The sequence below is a fragment of the Mesorhizobium sp. M8A.F.Ca.ET.202.01.1.1 genome (assembly GCF_004791595.1).
Classification (GTDB): domain Bacteria; phylum Pseudomonadota; class Alphaproteobacteria; order Rhizobiales; family Rhizobiaceae; genus Mesorhizobium.
In genome coordinates, this window is the sequence record NZ_SRUN01000033.1 from 1 (window position 1) to 15,453 (window position 15,453).

At 63.6% G+C, this 15,453-nt stretch carries 14 protein-coding genes and 1 pseudogene; 6 read left to right on the forward strand and 9 right to left on the reverse strand.

Features of this window, described 5'->3' with window-relative positions:
• The first annotated feature begins 299 nt into the window (after positions 1 to 299).
• Positions 300 to 1,268, forward strand: a complete 969-nt coding sequence (locus EN845_RS33240) for a DUF3137 domain-containing protein (RefSeq protein ID WP_127873625.1) — start codon at positions 300 to 302, stop codon at positions 1,266 to 1,268.
• Positions 1,269 to 1,283: 15 nt separating this feature from the next.
• Here EN845_RS33240 and EN845_RS33245 read toward each other — a convergent pair whose 3' ends face one another.
• A complete protein-coding gene (locus EN845_RS33245; RefSeq protein WP_127873624.1) occupies positions 1,284 to 1,778 on the reverse strand; it encodes a DUF2314 domain-containing protein in 495 nt (164 codons plus the stop codon).
• A 438-nt stretch (positions 1,779 to 2,216) separates the two neighbouring features.
• Between EN845_RS33245 and EN845_RS33250 the strand changes: the two genes are divergently transcribed.
• From EN845_RS33250 to EN845_RS33260, 3 genes are all read left to right on the forward strand, one after another.
• Positions 2,217 to 2,459, forward strand: a complete 243-nt coding sequence (locus EN845_RS33250; protein ID WP_015316128.1) for a DUF1344 domain-containing protein — start codon at positions 2,217 to 2,219, stop codon at positions 2,457 to 2,459.
• Positions 2,460 to 2,638: 179 nt separating this feature from the next.
• Positions 2,639 to 4,261, forward strand: a complete 1,623-nt coding sequence (locus EN845_RS33255) for an FAD-binding oxidoreductase (protein ID WP_127873623.1) — start codon at positions 2,639 to 2,641, stop codon at positions 4,259 to 4,261.
• 73 nt (positions 4,262 to 4,334) lie between these two features.
• Positions 4,335 to 4,958, forward strand: coding sequence for a hypothetical protein (locus EN845_RS33260; protein WP_127873622.1), 624 nt, complete (start codon positions 4,335 to 4,337; stop codon positions 4,956 to 4,958).
• A gap of 7 nt (positions 4,959 to 4,965) precedes the next feature.
• Here EN845_RS33260 and EN845_RS33265 read toward each other — a convergent pair whose 3' ends face one another.
• From EN845_RS33265 to EN845_RS33280, 4 genes are all read right to left on the reverse strand, one after another.
• Positions 4,966 to 5,487 carry a hypothetical protein gene (locus EN845_RS33265; protein ID WP_127873621.1) on the reverse strand — a complete coding sequence of 174 codons (522 nt, stop codon included), beginning with the start codon at positions 5,485 to 5,487 and terminating at the stop codon, positions 4,966 to 4,968.
• A 136-nt stretch (positions 5,488 to 5,623) separates the two neighbouring features.
• Positions 5,624 to 6,622, reverse strand: a complete 999-nt coding sequence (locus EN845_RS33270) for an alpha/beta hydrolase (protein ID WP_127873620.1) — start codon at positions 6,620 to 6,622, stop codon at positions 5,624 to 5,626.
• Positions 6,623 to 6,637: 15 nt separating this feature from the next.
• Positions 6,638 to 7,768 carry a hypothetical protein gene (locus tag EN845_RS33275; RefSeq protein ID WP_127873619.1) on the reverse strand — a complete coding sequence of 377 codons (1,131 nt, stop codon included), beginning with the start codon at positions 7,766 to 7,768 and terminating at the stop codon, positions 6,638 to 6,640.
• 6 nt (positions 7,769 to 7,774) lie between these two features.
• Positions 7,775 to 8,209 (reverse strand): DUF4383 domain-containing protein, encoded by a 435-nt coding sequence (locus tag EN845_RS33280; protein WP_127873618.1) that lies wholly within the window; start codon positions 8,207 to 8,209, stop codon positions 7,775 to 7,777.
• Between the two features lie 752 nt (positions 8,210 to 8,961).
• Here EN845_RS33280 and EN845_RS33285 point away from each other — a divergent pair.
• Entirely contained in the window at positions 8,962 to 9,900 is a 939-nt protein-coding gene (locus EN845_RS33285) for a diacylglycerol kinase family protein (protein WP_127873617.1), read from the forward strand.
• Positions 9,901 to 10,254: 354 nt separating this feature from the next.
• Here EN845_RS33285 and EN845_RS33290 read toward each other — a convergent pair whose 3' ends face one another.
• From EN845_RS33290 to EN845_RS33300, 3 genes are read right to left on the reverse strand one after another with little or no spacing between them, the layout of a single operon-like run.
• Positions 10,255 to 11,172, reverse strand: coding sequence for an NAD(P)-dependent oxidoreductase (locus tag EN845_RS33290; RefSeq protein ID WP_127873616.1), 918 nt, complete (start codon positions 11,170 to 11,172; stop codon positions 10,255 to 10,257).
• Entirely contained in the window at positions 11,169 to 12,383 is a 1,215-nt protein-coding gene (locus EN845_RS33295; protein ID WP_127873615.1) for a mandelate racemase/muconate lactonizing enzyme family protein, read from the reverse strand. Before EN845_RS33295 ends, EN845_RS33290 begins: the two co-directional genes overlap by 4 nt.
• Positions 12,380 to 13,996 carry a GMC family oxidoreductase N-terminal domain-containing protein gene (locus EN845_RS33300; protein ID WP_127873614.1) on the reverse strand — a complete coding sequence of 539 codons (1,617 nt, stop codon included), beginning with the start codon at positions 13,994 to 13,996 and terminating at the stop codon, positions 12,380 to 12,382. Before EN845_RS33300 ends, EN845_RS33295 begins: the two co-directional genes overlap by 4 nt.
• Positions 13,997 to 14,201: 205 nt before the next feature.
• Here EN845_RS33300 and EN845_RS33305 point away from each other — a divergent pair, with 205 nt between their 5' ends.
• The gene (locus EN845_RS33305; protein ID WP_127873613.1) at positions 14,202 to 15,143 is read left to right on the forward strand and encodes a phosphoribosylaminoimidazolesuccinocarboxamide synthase; all 942 of its coding nucleotides are present in this window, start codon (positions 14,202 to 14,204) and stop codon (positions 15,141 to 15,143) included.
• A gap of 207 nt (positions 15,144 to 15,350) precedes the next feature.
• Here the strand turns inward: EN845_RS33305 and EN845_RS36860 are convergent.
• A pseudogene (locus EN845_RS36860) lies at positions 15,351 to 15,453 on the reverse strand (IS110 family transposase); the annotation flags it as partial.

The following is a 15,453-nucleotide window of genomic DNA, read 5'->3' on the forward strand; positions in this document are numbered from 1 at the left end:
GTCGGGCCCCAGCTCATCCACGGTTTAAGCCACCTGAGGGGTGACGGGCTCTCGACCGCCGCCACGGATCAGGCAAGCACCTGGTCCGTGGCACCCTCAACAATGCACGATTCCAAACACACAAGGGGTGCTCCGGGGAATACCAACGCCTCACTCCGCTGGAACACCCCTCATCCGTCTCGGCGCTGACGCGCCGATCCACCTTCTCCCACGAGGGGAGAAGGAAGAAGTGCCATCCGTCTGGCGCGTCTCCTGAAAAACCAGCTATCATGAATTCGTCGAGGCTTGCGGGGGTGGCGGTGGAAACAGCGGATTTCATGCCGAGCGCGGCGGATGTCGCAGCCATCAAGAAGGACATCGAGGCCTACGAGGCGGCGCGGGCCTCGGCGGTGCGGCAGGTGCGATGGCGCGTCCCGTTGTTCGTTGGCCTGGTGGTCGTCTTCGTCGCCCTCATTGCCTGGCTGTTCAACAAGGTCGCCGATCCCCACGAGCAATGGTTCTCGACGCCGCATGTATTTCTCTATGTCATCGGCTTCGCCGCTTCGGTCCTGCTCTATTTCCAGGCCATGAAACCGGCGACGCGGCTGCAGCAATCGTTCCGCGACACGCTGCTGCCCATCATCTTCGGTTTCATCCGCGATGTGCACTACCAGCATGGCGGAAGGCCGAACTCCTTCGACCGGCTGCCGCGCGAGACGGTCGGGCCTTTCAACCGGCAGTCCTTCGACGATGTCGTTTCCGGACGCTACGAAGAGTTCCCGTTCGAGCTTTACGAGACGGAATTGCGGGAAGGGAACGGCAAGGGTTCGTCGACTGCATTCAAGGGTGTCATCGTCGCCTTCGAGGCCGTCCAGCCGTTCCCGGGAATCCTGGTGGCGACGCGGCGAACCAATGCGGTCGTCGGCTTTTTCCGTGGCATGTTTGGGTCCAAGCTGCAGGACCTGTCGTCGGGGGAGCCTTTTCTCGACGCCGCCTATGAATTCCGCACCGACAATGTCGAGGCGGCGCGGCCGCTGGTGACCGGGCGGCTGGCGCAGGCACTGAAATGGCTCGGCGAAACCTGGCCGGACGAGCCGGCGCGTGTCGCGCTCAACGGCAGCGACGGTTTTTTGCTTCTGCCGCAAGCGAAGAACTTCTTCGAACTGCCCGCCATTTCGGTGCCGCTGGACTACCAGACCCATGTCGCGCCGATGATCTCGGACATGGGCGCCATGCTGGCGACGGCGGCCTTGGTGAGGAAGATCGGCGTGAGGGACGCGGCGATCTGATCGGCCGAAGCAGGCTCAGCAGTCGAAGCCGTATTTGCCGCGCATATAGTCCGCCTCTTCCTTGGACATTCTCTTGAACATCACACAGACGGTGAAGCTGCCGACCTGATGGCCGTCCCTGGTGTATCCCCAGTCGGAAATGTCGTCGCGGGTGAATTCTATATTCTGACCGAGCACGACGTTATGCACTTCTTCCGGTTCGTTCGCCAATATGCCGACAAATCCGGTCTCCGTGCGGCGAAACGGTATGACCCAGAAGTGTTCGGTGACATTGCCGTCACGCACTTTGACCTTCAGTTTGAACCTGTCGGTGCCGGACGGAGGTGTTTCGGACAAGGCCAGGAATTCATCCAGGCCGGCGAGGGCTCGCGCGGTCGCCGACGCCATGTCGGGATCATCAGGAGCAAAGATGATCGTGCTGTCGTCACCCGGATCGGCGCCTTGCGCGCCAGCCAGGCCCGGCAAAATCGCCAGCATCAGGGATAGCGTGGTCCGGACGCCGATTTTCATGGAAGTCCCCCCTTGTCACAAGCGCGACACCATCCCGCATTCGCTTCGAGTTTGCAACCTGAGCGCGAAATTGCTCTCCGCCGAATGGGAGGCTCGAGCCGGCCCCGCGACATAAAATGTGTACCGATGAAAAATCGAAGTCCTGTTTCGTGATGCGGCCGGGAAGGGATTGCGGCGGCCGCGTGATCGCCGGCGGCGCGAGCCACAATCCGTCAAACGACTCTTTTCGTGCGGAGAAGAGGCTTCCATCTGGACGGGAAAGCTGTCGGCATCGGAGGGCTTGGAGGCTATTGTGTCGGAATTAAGCCAATGATTTCCTTTGCGAAAATTCATTCAACGTGATTTGCCGATGGCGCGCTTTCCGCTCCAGTCTCGGGCCGTTCGGTGCTGCCTCTCCCAAGCGGTGCCGGAAAACCGAAACAGCACGGAGTGCTATCCATGAAGAAGACCCTCGCAACCACCGCCGCTCTGCTCGCCTTTCTCGGCACGGCCTATGCCGCGACCGTTCAGGGCACTATCCAGGCGGTCGATCCGACAACCAAGTCGGTCACCCTCGACGACGGCAAGATCTACCAGCTGTCGCCCGATGCGTCGGTCGGGAAATTGAAGGTCGGCGCCAAGGTGGCGGTGACCGTCGACGACAAGACCGGCATGGTGACGTCGATCAAGAAGGCTTCATAGAGACTCCTGATCGGACTTTTGAGACCCTGCTCCAATCTGGCCGGTTCCTTCGGGGATCGGCCATTTTCATGACCTTGGACACGCACCGCCGGCGTCGACGGTGGCGAAACGCCGTTCCGGCAGCGCTGCTATGGTTTTTGCCCAGAGGCCGCGCTATTCCTTGGCTGCGGGGGATCTGCATGGCCGAGGAACAAAAGGGATTTCGCCTGTCGCGGCGGCTGCTTCTGGGCGCGGCTGTCCTTGGCGGCGCCGTCCTGTGGGGCGGCACCACCGTGGCGCGGCTGGCGCGAGGCCCGTCAGGGCCGAAGAACACCGGACGCATCGCCGATATCGACGGCATCGCGCTGCCGCTGAAGCCGATCGACAACGCGCCGGCCTTCGATCCGTCGCTGCCCTGGCTGGCAAAAGGCGGCGACATAAACGATGCCAGCGGCCTGTCGAGGACGCCGGTCTATGGCGTGGTCGAGGTCAGCGAGGAAGAGCATATCGCCAAGGCGCTGGCCTTCGCGCGCGCCAACGGGCTGAAAGTGTCGCTGGCGGCCATCCGCCATTCGATGGGCGGGCATGCCTTCGACGACAATGCGCTGGTTCTCGACCTCAGACCGTTCAACAAGGTCACGGTGGACGCCGCGGCCAGGACAATGACCTTGCAGCCGGGCGCGCGCTGGCACGACATCCAGACCATGCTGCATCCGCGCTTCGCGGTGAAGGCGATGCAGTCGACCGATATTTTTTCGGTCGGCGGTTCGCTGTCGGTGAACGCGCATGGCATGGACCATCAGGCGGGCTCGGTGGCCGGCTCGATCCGCTCGATGCGGGTGATGCTGGCCGACGGGTCGGTGACCACCTGCTCGCCAGCCGACAATAGTGAGCTGTTCCGCCATGTTGTCGGCGGCTACGGCCTGTTCGGCGTGGTGCTGGAGGCGACGCTCGATATCGTCGACAATGCCGTCTACCGCACCTCGCGCGAGATCATCAAATCCGACGACTTTCCGAAATTCTTCGCCGAGGTGCTGGAGCCGAACAAGAACATCGGCCTGTTCTACGGCCATCTGTCGACGGCGCCGGGCAATTTCCTCGAGGACATGATCGTCTACCGCTACGACAAGGTGGCGGAGCAACCGCCGGCGGACCAGCCGGCGCTCGGTGAACCCGATGGCGTCGGCCTGAAGCGGGTGATCATGAACATGGCCAAGTGGGGCAGCGCGTTCCAGGAACTGAAATGGTTCACCGAAAAGACGCTGGAGCCGAAATTCGAGAGCTGCACGGTGCCGCGCACCTCGGCGCTTGCCCAGGGCGAGGCCTGTCTCGTCACCCGCAATAACCCGATGCACGATTCGGTGCCGTATCTGTTCAACGACCTCATGAACGAGACCGACATACTGCACGAATATTTTATTCCTCGCGCAGCCTATGTCGAGTTCATCGCGGAAGCGCGCGAAATCCTGCGCAACCAGGATCTGCCTGTCCTCAACGCCTCGGTGCGCGTCGTCCACAAGGAGGACGTGGCGCTGACCTACGCGCCGGAGCCGGCCTATTCGCTGGTGCTCTATATCAACCAGCCGGCCGATGCCGATGGCAACGCCAGGATGCGGGCGCTGACGCGGGCGCTGATCGACGTGACGATCAAGCATGGCGGTCGGTTCTTCCTGCCCTACCAGCTGCACTATACGGGCAAGGAGCTGCTGGCGTCCTATCCCGAACTGCCCGCCTTCCTGGCGGCAAAGCGGCGCCATGACCCGACGGAAATGTTTTCCTCGACCTTCTACCGTGCCATCAAGGCGCTGAGCGGGGTGGTATAAGAAGCAGTTCCAGGAAAAGTGTGAAGCGGTTTTCCGTCCGGAACTGCTCAGGAATAGAGCAGGAGAACAATCAATGCGCATGGTATCGGCGGCAGCCCTCACTCTTATCGCGCTGTGCGCTGGATCCGCCGGAGCCGAGGACCTCAAGGCCTTCAAGGTGACGATCGACGGCAAGGCGGTTGATATCGACGCCGGCGAGAGCACCCATGTGACGCTGCCGGACGGCAGACAGGTCGAAGTGAAGCTCGACAAGAACGATTTCGCCACCTTTTCCGGCGGCAGTTTCTCCTTCAACCATCCGAGCGGCATTTCGGTGACCAAGAGCGATCTCGGCGAGAACATCACGCAATATCTGATGGCCTCGGCGCTGGGCACGATCGTCGTGGTGCAGGAATACGGCGAGATGAACCCGGTGTCGCTCAACCAGCTGATGCTGCAGGAGATGACCAAGGAATCGGTCCAGGCGGGTGCCGCGCTGACGCAGCAGCCGACGACGCGCAAGCTTGCCGACGGCAAGGAATTGACCGGCATCACCGCCGAGGTGAAGACCCGCACCGACACCGCTTATTTCGAAATCGTCGGCTACGGTCGCGCCGACCAGGGGCTTTTGTTCATCACGCGCGTCGCCGGCGAGGATGCGGCGACCGAGAAGCCGCTGATCGACAAGTTCTGGCAGAGCCTGAAGCTGAAGATGTAGGCTGTGCCTAGAGCTTGCTCGGCACCAGGCCGGCCAGCCAGTTCACCGAGCGCTTTGCCGCGTCGGCGGTTGCCGAGGCGGCGCGGCCGAGATCGGTCTTGACCACGGCGTAGCCGTTCTTCGTGCGATAGAGCACGCCGGTTCCGCCATCGACTACCTGTTCATAAGCGACGGGCCGGGCAGCGGCCGCGTCCAGGGCCGTCGTCGGCGATCCGACGGGCACGCTCGGCCGATGGCTGAGCTCCGGCGGCAGCGGGCTCTCCGTTCTGACGGTTCGGCTGGCGGGCTTCAGTTCCGGGCCTGACGCGATCGCGGCCAGGTGCGATGAGGACGCCGAACCCTTGGTGCGGCAGATGCCGGACACCAGCGGATAATTGAAATTGCGCTCGTGCAGGATCTGGCTTTTCATCGCGGCTTCGCAATCGGCGATGGTCGACCACTTGGCCGGCGTCTCGCCGATATATTCGCACAGCTTGGCGTCGCAGTCGCAGCCGACGATGGTCATGGCGACAAGGGCGGTCTTGATCACGGTCTCGTCCCTTCGAGATGCCCCCCGGCAGCCCAGTCAGGTGCGTGCCGCGTTCCAGGCGACATGCAATTCTCCATTGCGCGCGAACAAGGCGGGATTTTGGCTTCGACCGTGGAATGTGCGTGGCGGCGCGTGCCTACCCGGTGCCCGGGAAGATCCGTCTGAGGAAATTGGCGATCAGCCGCACCACGTCGTGCGGGCGCTCGACCTGCGGGATGTGGTTGACGCCATCGAGGACGGCCAGTTCGGCGTGTGGAAACAGCGAGGCGATCTCTTCGCCCTGGGCCAGCGGCGTGGTCGAATCCTCTCGTCCCCAGATGACGAGGACCGGCGGTGTGAAGGCGCGATAATTCGCCTTGTTGGCGGCAAGCGATTTCCGCTCGTCATTGTAGAGGCCGCTGAACAGCCAGTGACCAACGGCATTGGTGGTGCCCGTGACGTTCAGCGGGCGCGTGTAGATGGCGATGCGCTCCGCCGTGACCAGATCGTCGTTCTCGATGAACCGGCGCAAACCGATCCCGGTCATGAGCGGATTGGTGAAGGTCGAGGCGGTCAGGAGCTGGCGTGGCCAATCCCTTTTCAGGAGAGATGCGAACGGTGGGGCGGGCGCCTCGGTCTGGCCGAGGCCAATCGCCACGTCGAGCAGGATCAGCGCATCGATGCGGCCCGGGGCCGAGAAGGCGGCTTCGATCACGCCTCCGCCACCATAAGAGTGGACGCCGACGCTGAAATGGCGAAGGCCGAGCGCGTCGGCAAAGCCCAGGACACGCCTGGCGTGAGCGGCGCGCGAATAGTCCTGGTCGGCCGGTCTTTCCGAATAACCGAAGGGCGGCATGTCGACGGCGATCACGCGAAAGCCCTGTTCACCCAGGGGTGCTGCGATATCGCGGTAGGTTTCGGCCCACGACGCCGTACCGTGGAACAAAAGCAGCGGCGGCCCGTCCGGCGGCCCCCAGACCTGGTAGTGCATCTTCAGCCCATCGACCGTCGCGAACAGGGCTCCCGCCGGCGCAGCCTCCTGTGGCGACAGCGTCTCGCGCCAGGCCGCCGCGCCGCGAAAGCCGACGAGCACCACCATGATCAGCACAAGCAGCGTGAACGCGAGCCAGCCGACAATCCGGATCAGTCGACGCATGGCAGGGCTGTCACCTCAGTAGTCGTAGACGTGTTCGAGCCTGGCGTCGGCCTTGATCAGCGACGGCAGCACCAGATGCAGCTTGCGCACGGCCACGACCATGCCGGTGCGGCGCGTCGCGGGATCCGCCGGGAGCGGATAGCTGAACAGGATGCGCATGCCTTCGGGAATGGCGATCGCGTCGGTCGACAGCACCGTGACCATGATCTCGTCATTGCCGCCGATCTCGACGAAGGAGACACCCTTGTCGATCAGCCGCGGGATCATGTCGGTGAAGACCTGATAGCGCTTGGTGACGAAGACGGTGCCGTCCTGGCCCAGGTCCCGTTCCAGCAAGGTGTCGGGCTCGTTACGGGTGGCCTCGCCGACCGGCCCCTTGGCCCAGACATGGACATCGACGAAGGCCGGGTCGGAGGTCGCCGCCAGCGCCTGCTTGATCAGATCGGCATAGCCTTGCTTGATGGTGTCGGCGAGGCCGAAGGCGAGCTTGCGTTCGCTGGTGCGGATGGAACTGTCACCAGGCGCCGGCTGCACGGCAAACAGCCCGGCGCGCTTTTGCGCGTAGGGGAACTGGTACCACGGCACCTGGTCGAGAAAAGCTGCATAATCCGCCGCCACCTTGGCCTGGTAGATGTCGGCGGCGGTACGCTTGGTCGATGCCGCCTCGGTGATACGGCCGACCGTGTTCTCATAGGCCCATTGCAGGATATGCTCGATCGAATGGCTGGTGCCGATGATGACCAGCATCTGGTGGTTGGCGTAGTTGAACTTGTAGGGGGAACTGGCGCGGATCACCGTCGCGTAATCCTGCCAGAAGCGGCCGACATACGACCAGTAGGGAAAGCCGCTCGGCTGGTCCTTGGCGACGAAACCGGCATATTCGCGCGCGGCGTAGACGATCGCCCATTCCGGATAAGTGAGGAAGGTCGATTCCTCCGGCCGCTGGTAGCCGGGAATTTCGGCGCGCACCTTGTCGGCCAGCGCCTTGGGCGGCGCCCCGTCGGCAATGCCGGGCAGCGGCGTCCTGTCGAGCGACGGCGTGGTCAGGAAGCCATAGGCAAGCCCGGCGATGGGGATCAGGACGACGATGACGATCAGCCAGAGGATCGTCTTGACGATGCGCTTTATCAAGCGGAACAGGAACATGGCCGATCAGGCCGTGGCGAAGTGGTCGTAGATGCGCTTCGACAGCCAGAAGCCGATATAGACGGCGATCCCGCCGATGACGATGTGCGGCAGGTTGGCGAAGAAGCGGGTGGGGAATTCGATGTCGTTGAGGGAGCGGAAGCCGTTGATAAAGATGCCGGCATCGAGGCAGCCGGAGCCGGTGACCAGTCCGAGCACGCCGTCGAACAGATAGACCGAGCCGAACAGCTTGAAATAGAACACCGCCTGGCGGTGCGAGATGAAGGCGGCGGCCAGCGCCCAGACGCCGGAAAAGGCGTGCAGCAGGTCGTCATACCATTGCAGGGAGAACAGGCCGAACAGATTGCCGTTGGCATCGTTGAAGGCCGGAATGTAGCCGATGGCCACGACCGCGAAGAACAGGAACGCGTAGGCGATGGCAAGCTTCTGGATCAGCGTCATGAAGTATCCCCCTCCGAAAAGCCCGTTGCAGACGGACTCTGACGACGCAGCGATACTAACCGATTTTGACGCGCGGTGAAGCGGCGCCCGCAACTTCGCCGGGAAAGGACTTTGCGAGGGTTAAGAAAGACAGTCGGCGCCGGGATTTCTCCCAGCGCCTCCCTGTCAGATCAGGACACGGTCGCGGCAGCAACTTCCGTAAAGTCGTCGCGCCATGCCGGCCTTGATTTTGACGGTCCTGCCAGAAGCCACCCGAAGGCAGCATCCGTTCCAGACCACGCTGGTCTTGGCCCTTGCGGGCTTTGCCCTGCGTGCCATCGAAGGTTTTTGCCGTCCTTCATGGCAGCATCGGTCCGCCGTCGGCGTTAGCACGCTTTCCGCGGCCCCGTAGGTCTCGGCTACCATCCCTCGAACAGGCAAGCCTGGTCTCGATCCGGGCCGTACGGGCCTCAGGAAATCCGCCTTTCACTTCGCCTTTCGGCTTGGCGATCGGTAGCCGCCTGAGATGGGTTGAACTTACGCCGGGTAAGGGTTGTGGGGAATGGGCTTGCCCCTGTGGATAGCGGGATTATCGGGGACCGATGCCAGAAGCCAGGGAAATTCAAGCGCGAACACCTTAGACAGCCTGCCCCGCTTTTTCGGCGAACGAACCGATGGTGCCCCTTGCCCTGCCGACAGGCGCGGGTTTCAATGCTGGCAAACGATCGGGGCCGGCAAAGGATCGGGTTGGCGCCATCCGGGGGAGGAAAGCATTGAAGGTCGGGGTGGTGCTCAATCCGATTGCCGGCGGCGGCCGGCTGAAACGGCATTGGCCCGATGTCGCCGCCGCGCTGAAAAAGCACTTCGGCGATTTCGAATTGCGCGAGACCCAGGCCGAGGGCGATGCCGAGCGGCTTGCGCTCGATCTCGCCGCAAACGGCTTCGACCTGGTGATCGCGGCCGGTGGCGACGGCACCGCGAGCGAAGTGGCCGACGGGTTGCTGCAGGCCCGCGAGGAGGGCGGCAGGACAACCGAACTCGGCCTCCTGCCGTGCGGCACAGGCATCGATTTCGCGCGCGGCCTCGGCCTGCCGACGGAGATCGACGCGACGCTGAAGCGGATTGCCGAAGCCAAGGCAAGGGCGGTCGATGCCGGCCGTATCTGCTATATCGACGAGCATGGCGCGTTGGCCAGCCGCCACTTCATCAACATCGCCAGCCTTGGCCTGTCGGGCGCCACCGACCGCGCCGTCAATGCCGACAAGCGCAAGGGCAGGATGTCGGCCAAAGCGCTGTTCCTGTGGCGCACCGTGGTCGAGTTCGTCCGTTACCGCTTTCAGGACGTGCGGATTACCGTCGATGACGGCGACCCGGTCGAGGCGCGCATGGCGCTGGTGGCGGTGGCCAACGGCAAATTCTTCGGCGGCGGCATGATGATCGCGCCGGATGCGGAGCTGGCCGACGGACAGTTCGACATCGTCATCCTGCGCGCGGCGGGCAAGCTGAAGCTGATCTGGGATATCAGGCTGCTCTATGGCGGCAGGCACCGCAACCACCCCGCCATCACTATCCTGCGCGGCCGGAAAGTGGTGGTCGAACCGCTCGGCGACGCCGAAAAGAATGGCGCGCTGGTCGATATAGACGGCGAGTCGCCCGGGCGGATACCGGCAACCTTCGAGATTTTGCCGGGGGCCCTGACGCTGAGATATTGAATGAAGGCGTTGAGCGGGGTGGAGCGTTCCCATAGCGTCGTCATTCTATGGCGAAGCAAGGAGCGTAGCGACGCGGCGCAGACCATAGGATCCATGCCGTGACCTTGGCCAAAGAATACGACGAAGCAGAAATCAGCACCGTTGCAGCGTCTTGACGTCACGGCATGGATCCTCGGGTCAAGCCCGAGGATGACGAAGGGAAGGGGTGTTTCCGCCAATCGCGGAGGCATGCAGTCCGATTGAAACCTTCGCCCAAGAAAGCAGTCGAGATGCTGCAGTTTTGATTCAGGCCGTGGCGGCAATGATTCCAGATGCTTGCCCAACGCCTTGATTTCATTGGCTGGTCTGCCGGGATCACATCTCCAGTCTGGCCGGAAAACCAGGCGCGCGCAGGTCGGTACCGACAGCATCTTCCAGCAATTTGACGATCTGCGTCGACCACGCTCCGCCGCCATAGGCTGCCTTGCCCTGCTGAAAAATCGCGTTGACCCGCGATGCAAGCTCAAGCGGCACGCCCGATTGTTCGCCCATGGCGAGCGCGAAGCCGAGGTCTTTCAGCGCCAGGTCCATGGTGAAGCCGATGTCGTAGGAGCCGTTCAGCACGAGCTGGCTTTCGGTCTCGTGGACGAAGCTGTTGCCGGAAGAAGCAACGATGGCGTGGTAGGATTGCGCGAGGTCGAGCCCGCCCCGCTTGGCCAGCATCAGCGCCTCGCCGGCGGCGACCAGATGGATGAAGGCCAGCATGTTGGTGATGACCTTGATCACCGCCGCCGAGCCGATCGGCCCCATCAGGAACGATTTGGCGCACATCGCTTCGATGGCGGGGCGGTGGCGCTTGTAGAGGGCCGCATTGCCGCCGACCAGCGCGGTGATCTTGCCCATCGCCGCCAGATGCACGCCGCCGGTGACCGGGCATTCCAATGTCTCGACGCCCTTGGCCGAGGCGAGGGCGGCAAGCCGCAAAATCTCGTCGCGGCCGTTGGTCGACATCTCGATCCAGGTGCCGCCCTTGGGCAGGCCTTCCAGCAATCCGCCCGGGCCGGCCAGCACTGCCTCGCTGACTTTGGGTGAAGGCAGGCAGCTTATGGCATTGCCGGCGCGGGCGGCGGCCTCGGCGGGACTGCCGGCAGCCGTGGCGCCGAGCGCGACAAGGCGCTCGACGGCGGTGGGGTCGCGGTCGACAACGGTAACGGCAAAGCCGTTGCGGATCAGGCTGGCGGCAAGGTTGCCGCCGAGATGGCCAAGGCCGATGAAGGCGTAGCTTTCGCTCACGGCATCAGCGGCATCTGCATCATCTGCAGATGCAGGTCCTTGCCGGTGTAAGGATGCGCGTCGCAGACCGCTTCGTTGAGCTCGACGCCGAGGCCAGGCTCCTTCGAGGGGATGACGTTGCCGTCCTGCCATTCGATCTTCTTCTTCAGCAGCGTCGCGTGGAAGCCGTCCCACTGCTTCAGCGATTCCAGGATCAGGAAGTTCGGCAGTGTCACCGCGAGCTGGATGTTGGCGGCACCGACGATCGGCCCGCAATAGCAATGCGGCGCGACCTGGATGTGGTAGGCCTCGGCCATGGCGGCGATCTTCTTGGTTTCGAGAATGCCGCCGGAGCGGCCGAGGTCCGGCTGCAGGATGGTCGCGGCGCGGTTCTCGATGACGCGGGCGAATTCGGACTTGGTCGTCAGCCGCTCGCCGGTGGCGATCGGGATCGAAGTCGCACGCGCCACCTGCGCCATCACTTCGGGCATGTCCGGGGGCACCGGCTCCTCGAACCACAGGGGGTCGTAGGGTTCGATGGCGCGCGCCATGCGCAGCGCGCCCGATGCGGTGAACTGGCCGTGCGTGCCGAACAATATGTCGGCGCGGGTGCCGACCGCCTCGCGGATCGCCTTGATCATGCGGGTGGAGACATCGATGTCGACGAGGCGCGGCTGATGACCGTCGAAGGCGGTGTAGGGGCCGGCCGGGTCGAGCTTGACGGCATTAAATCCCTGCTCGACATATTCGAGCGCGCAGGCTGCGGCCATCTCAGGGTCGTTGTAGACGTTCCTGCCATCGGGCGCGTCCTCGGAATGGACGCTGCCCGTGTGCGGGTAGAGATAGGTGTAGGAGCGCAGCGTCTCGTGCACCTGGCCGCCGAGCAGCTTGTAGACCGGCTTGTTCGCTTCCTTGCCGACGATGTCCCAGCAGGCCATTTCGAGTGCCGAGAAGCAGCCCATGCCGGAGACGTCGGGACGCTGGGTGAAGCCCGAGGAATAGGCACGGCGGAAGAAGTTCTCGATGTCGTGCGGATCGCGGCCGATCAGATAGCGCTCGGCCATGTCCTCGATCATCCTGGCCGTGACATGGGCGGAGAAGGTGGCATTGTAGGCTTCGCCATAGCCGACCACGCGGCCGTCGGTCGTGAGCTTGACGAAGATGAAATATTTGCCGCCGATGCCGGGCGGCGGGTTGCCGACAACCCAGGTCTTGACGTCGGTGATCTTCATGTGTGGTCCTCCAGAACCAGTTCGGCGCCCTTCCACCCGGTCATGACCGAGGCGGCGTTGGTGTTGCCGGTGATGTTGTCGGGAAAGATCGAAGCGTCGATGACGCGCAGGCCTTCAAGGCCATGAACTTTCAGGCGCGGATCGACGACGGAGCGCGAGGGGTCGGGCCCCATGCGGCAGGTCGAAACCGGGTGATAGACGGTCCCGGAGCGCTTCCTGAAATCGGAGATCAGGTCGGCGTCGGACTGGATCGACGGGCCGGGCAACACCTCCTCGGCGATGATCTCGGCCATGGCCGGCATCGAGGCGATCTTGCGCACGAATTTCACCGCCGCCAGCATCTCGTCGACATCGGCATTGGTGGAATAGGCGTTGGCGACGATCTTGGGATAATCGAGCGGGTTCCTGGAGCGGATCATGATCTCGCCCCGGCTCGAGGGGCGGCAGTTGGACAGGCCGATGGAGAAGCCCGGCCATGGGTCGGGCGTCAGGATCGGACGCTCGCCGTTTTTCGGGATGAGGGTCGAGAAGGCCTGGAAATAAAGCTGCATGTTGGGCCGCGAGAAGGCCGGATCGGTGCGGAAGAAGCCGCCGCCGTGGTTCATCGACAAAGACAGCGGGCCGGAGCGCGTCAGGATGTACTGCATGCCGACCAGAAGCTTGCCCCACCAGGGCCGCAGGATCTGGTTGAGCGTCGGCAGCTTGCCCTTGAAGGTGTAGTTGATGCCGACATGGTCCTGCAGGTTGGCGCCGACATTCTCGTTGGCTTGCACGACCGGGATGCCCAAGCCTTTGAGCAATGCCGCGGGGCCGATGCCGGAGAGTTGCATGAGCTGCGGCGAGTTGATCGAGCCGGCGGAGAGGATCACTTCGCGGCCGGCGCGTGCCGTCCTGGTCTCACCGTTGCGCAGATATTCGACGCCGACGGCGCGCTTGCCTTCGAACAGGATGCGGCTCGCCAGCGCGTTGGTCTCGACGCGGACATTGGCGCGCCTCATCGCCGGGCGCAGGAAGGCGCGGGCGGCCGACATGCGGCGGCCGTTCTTGGTCGAGATCTGGTAGATGCCGACGCCTTCCTGGGCAGCACCGTTGAAATCGGGGTTGAGCGGCAGGCCGGCCTGCTGGCCGGCGGCGAGATAACGCTTCGTCAGCGGGTGGACGGCGTTCGTGGTGTCGCTGATGTGAAGCGGGCCGCCGGTGCCGCGCCATTGGTCGGCGCCGGCCTCATTGTCCTCGAGCGCCTTGAAGGCCGGCAACAGATCGTCATAGCCCCAGCCGGGATTGCCGGCGGCGCGCCAGTCGTCGAAATCCTCGCGCGCGCCGCGGATCCAGACCATGGCGTTGATCGAACTCGACCCGCCGAGCAGCTTGCCGCGCGGCCAGTGGTCGACATTGCCGCCAAGGCCGGGATCCGGCTCGGTCTTGTAGTTCCAGTTCACGGTGGGATCGAAGAAGGTCTTGCCGTAGCCGAGCGGCATCTGCACGTAGAAGCGACGGTCGCTGCCGCCGGCCTCCAGCACCAGCACGGAGAAACGGCCCGAGGCCGAGAGCTTGTCGGCGAGCACCGAGCCGGCCGAGCCGGAGCCGACGATGATGAAATCATAGGTCTGCATGATGGAAATGGGCGGCTCCTGAAAACAGGGCGCAGCCTAGACGCCACGAGTTCGCCGCGTCGCCGCGCCTTCCGGCATCGGTTGTGAAAAAAGCGACTGGTCTATCCGGCCGGGTTGTGGGGAATACCGACAATCGCGCTTGATATGCATGGGGTCGACGGACTATGCGGGGACATCGGCCACTCTGCACAAGGCAGGAGAACCCATGCGTGTCCTGTCGGATGCTTTCATTCCCGAACTGCCGGGCTATTACCGGGGCAAGGTCCGCGAAAATTACGACCTGACCGACGGCAGGCGCATCATCATCGCCACCGACCGTCTCAGCGCCTTCGACATCATCCTGACCTCGATCCCGTTCAAGGGAGAGATCCTGACGCAGACGGCGCGCTACTGGTTCGAGGAAACCGCCGACATCTGTCCGAACCATGTGCTGGAATATCCCGACCCCAACGTCGTCGTCGGCACAAGGCTCGACATCCTGCCGGTCGAAATCGTCGTGCGCGGCTATCTGGCCGGGACCACCAGCACCTCGATCCTGACCCGATACAAGCGCGGCGAACGGGAGATGTACGGAATGCGCCTGCCGGACGGCCTGCGCGACAATGAGAAGCTGGCCGAACCGGTCATCACGCCGACGAGCAAGGCCGCCGATGGCGGCCATGACGAGCCGCTGTCCAGGGCCGAGATCCTGGGGCAGGGCCTGCTCACGCCGGCGCAGTGGGAGACCGTTTCGAGCTACGCCTTGAAGCTGTTCGCCCGCGGCCAGGCGCGCGCCGCCGAGCGCGGCCTGATCCTGGCCGACACAAAATACGAATTCGGCACCGACAAGGACGGGACGATCATTCTCGCCGACGAAATCCACACGCCCGACAGCAGCCGCTACTGGATCGCGGCGAGCTACGAACAGGCGCTGGCTGATGGCACGCGGCCGGAGAGCTTCGACAAGGATTTCATCCGCTCGTGGGTGGCGGCGCGCTGCGATCCTTACAAGGATCCGATCCCGAGGATTCCGGACGAGGTCGTCGAACAGGCTTCGCGTGTCTATGCCCAGGCCTTCGAGGCGATTACGGGCAAGGCATTCGTTCCCGACCTTTCCGGGGATACGGTTCTCGATCGTATCCGAGCTAACCTTGCAGATTATTTTTGAGAGGTGCGTCTCTCAGCTAGCGCCTGGTCTTACGCCGCGCAGTCGACCCCCACTCCGTCGAGCTTCGCTCGACACCTTGCCGGGGCGAGCCGCGGGTCTCGCCCGTCCTTCGGACCCCCCGATCGACGGGGAGAGGAAAGGCGCGAGCTTGCCCGGCCGGGCTCCCTTCCTCTCCCTCCGGAGGGGGGAGAGCGACTATCTGGGGTGTCAAGTTGCATTTGCGAATTCGCTTCTCGCGTCGCGTGCTTTTGCGTTGAGGATGACGAGAAGTTTTCTGGCGAGTGCGATGCGGATGAGCATTTTGGGCTTT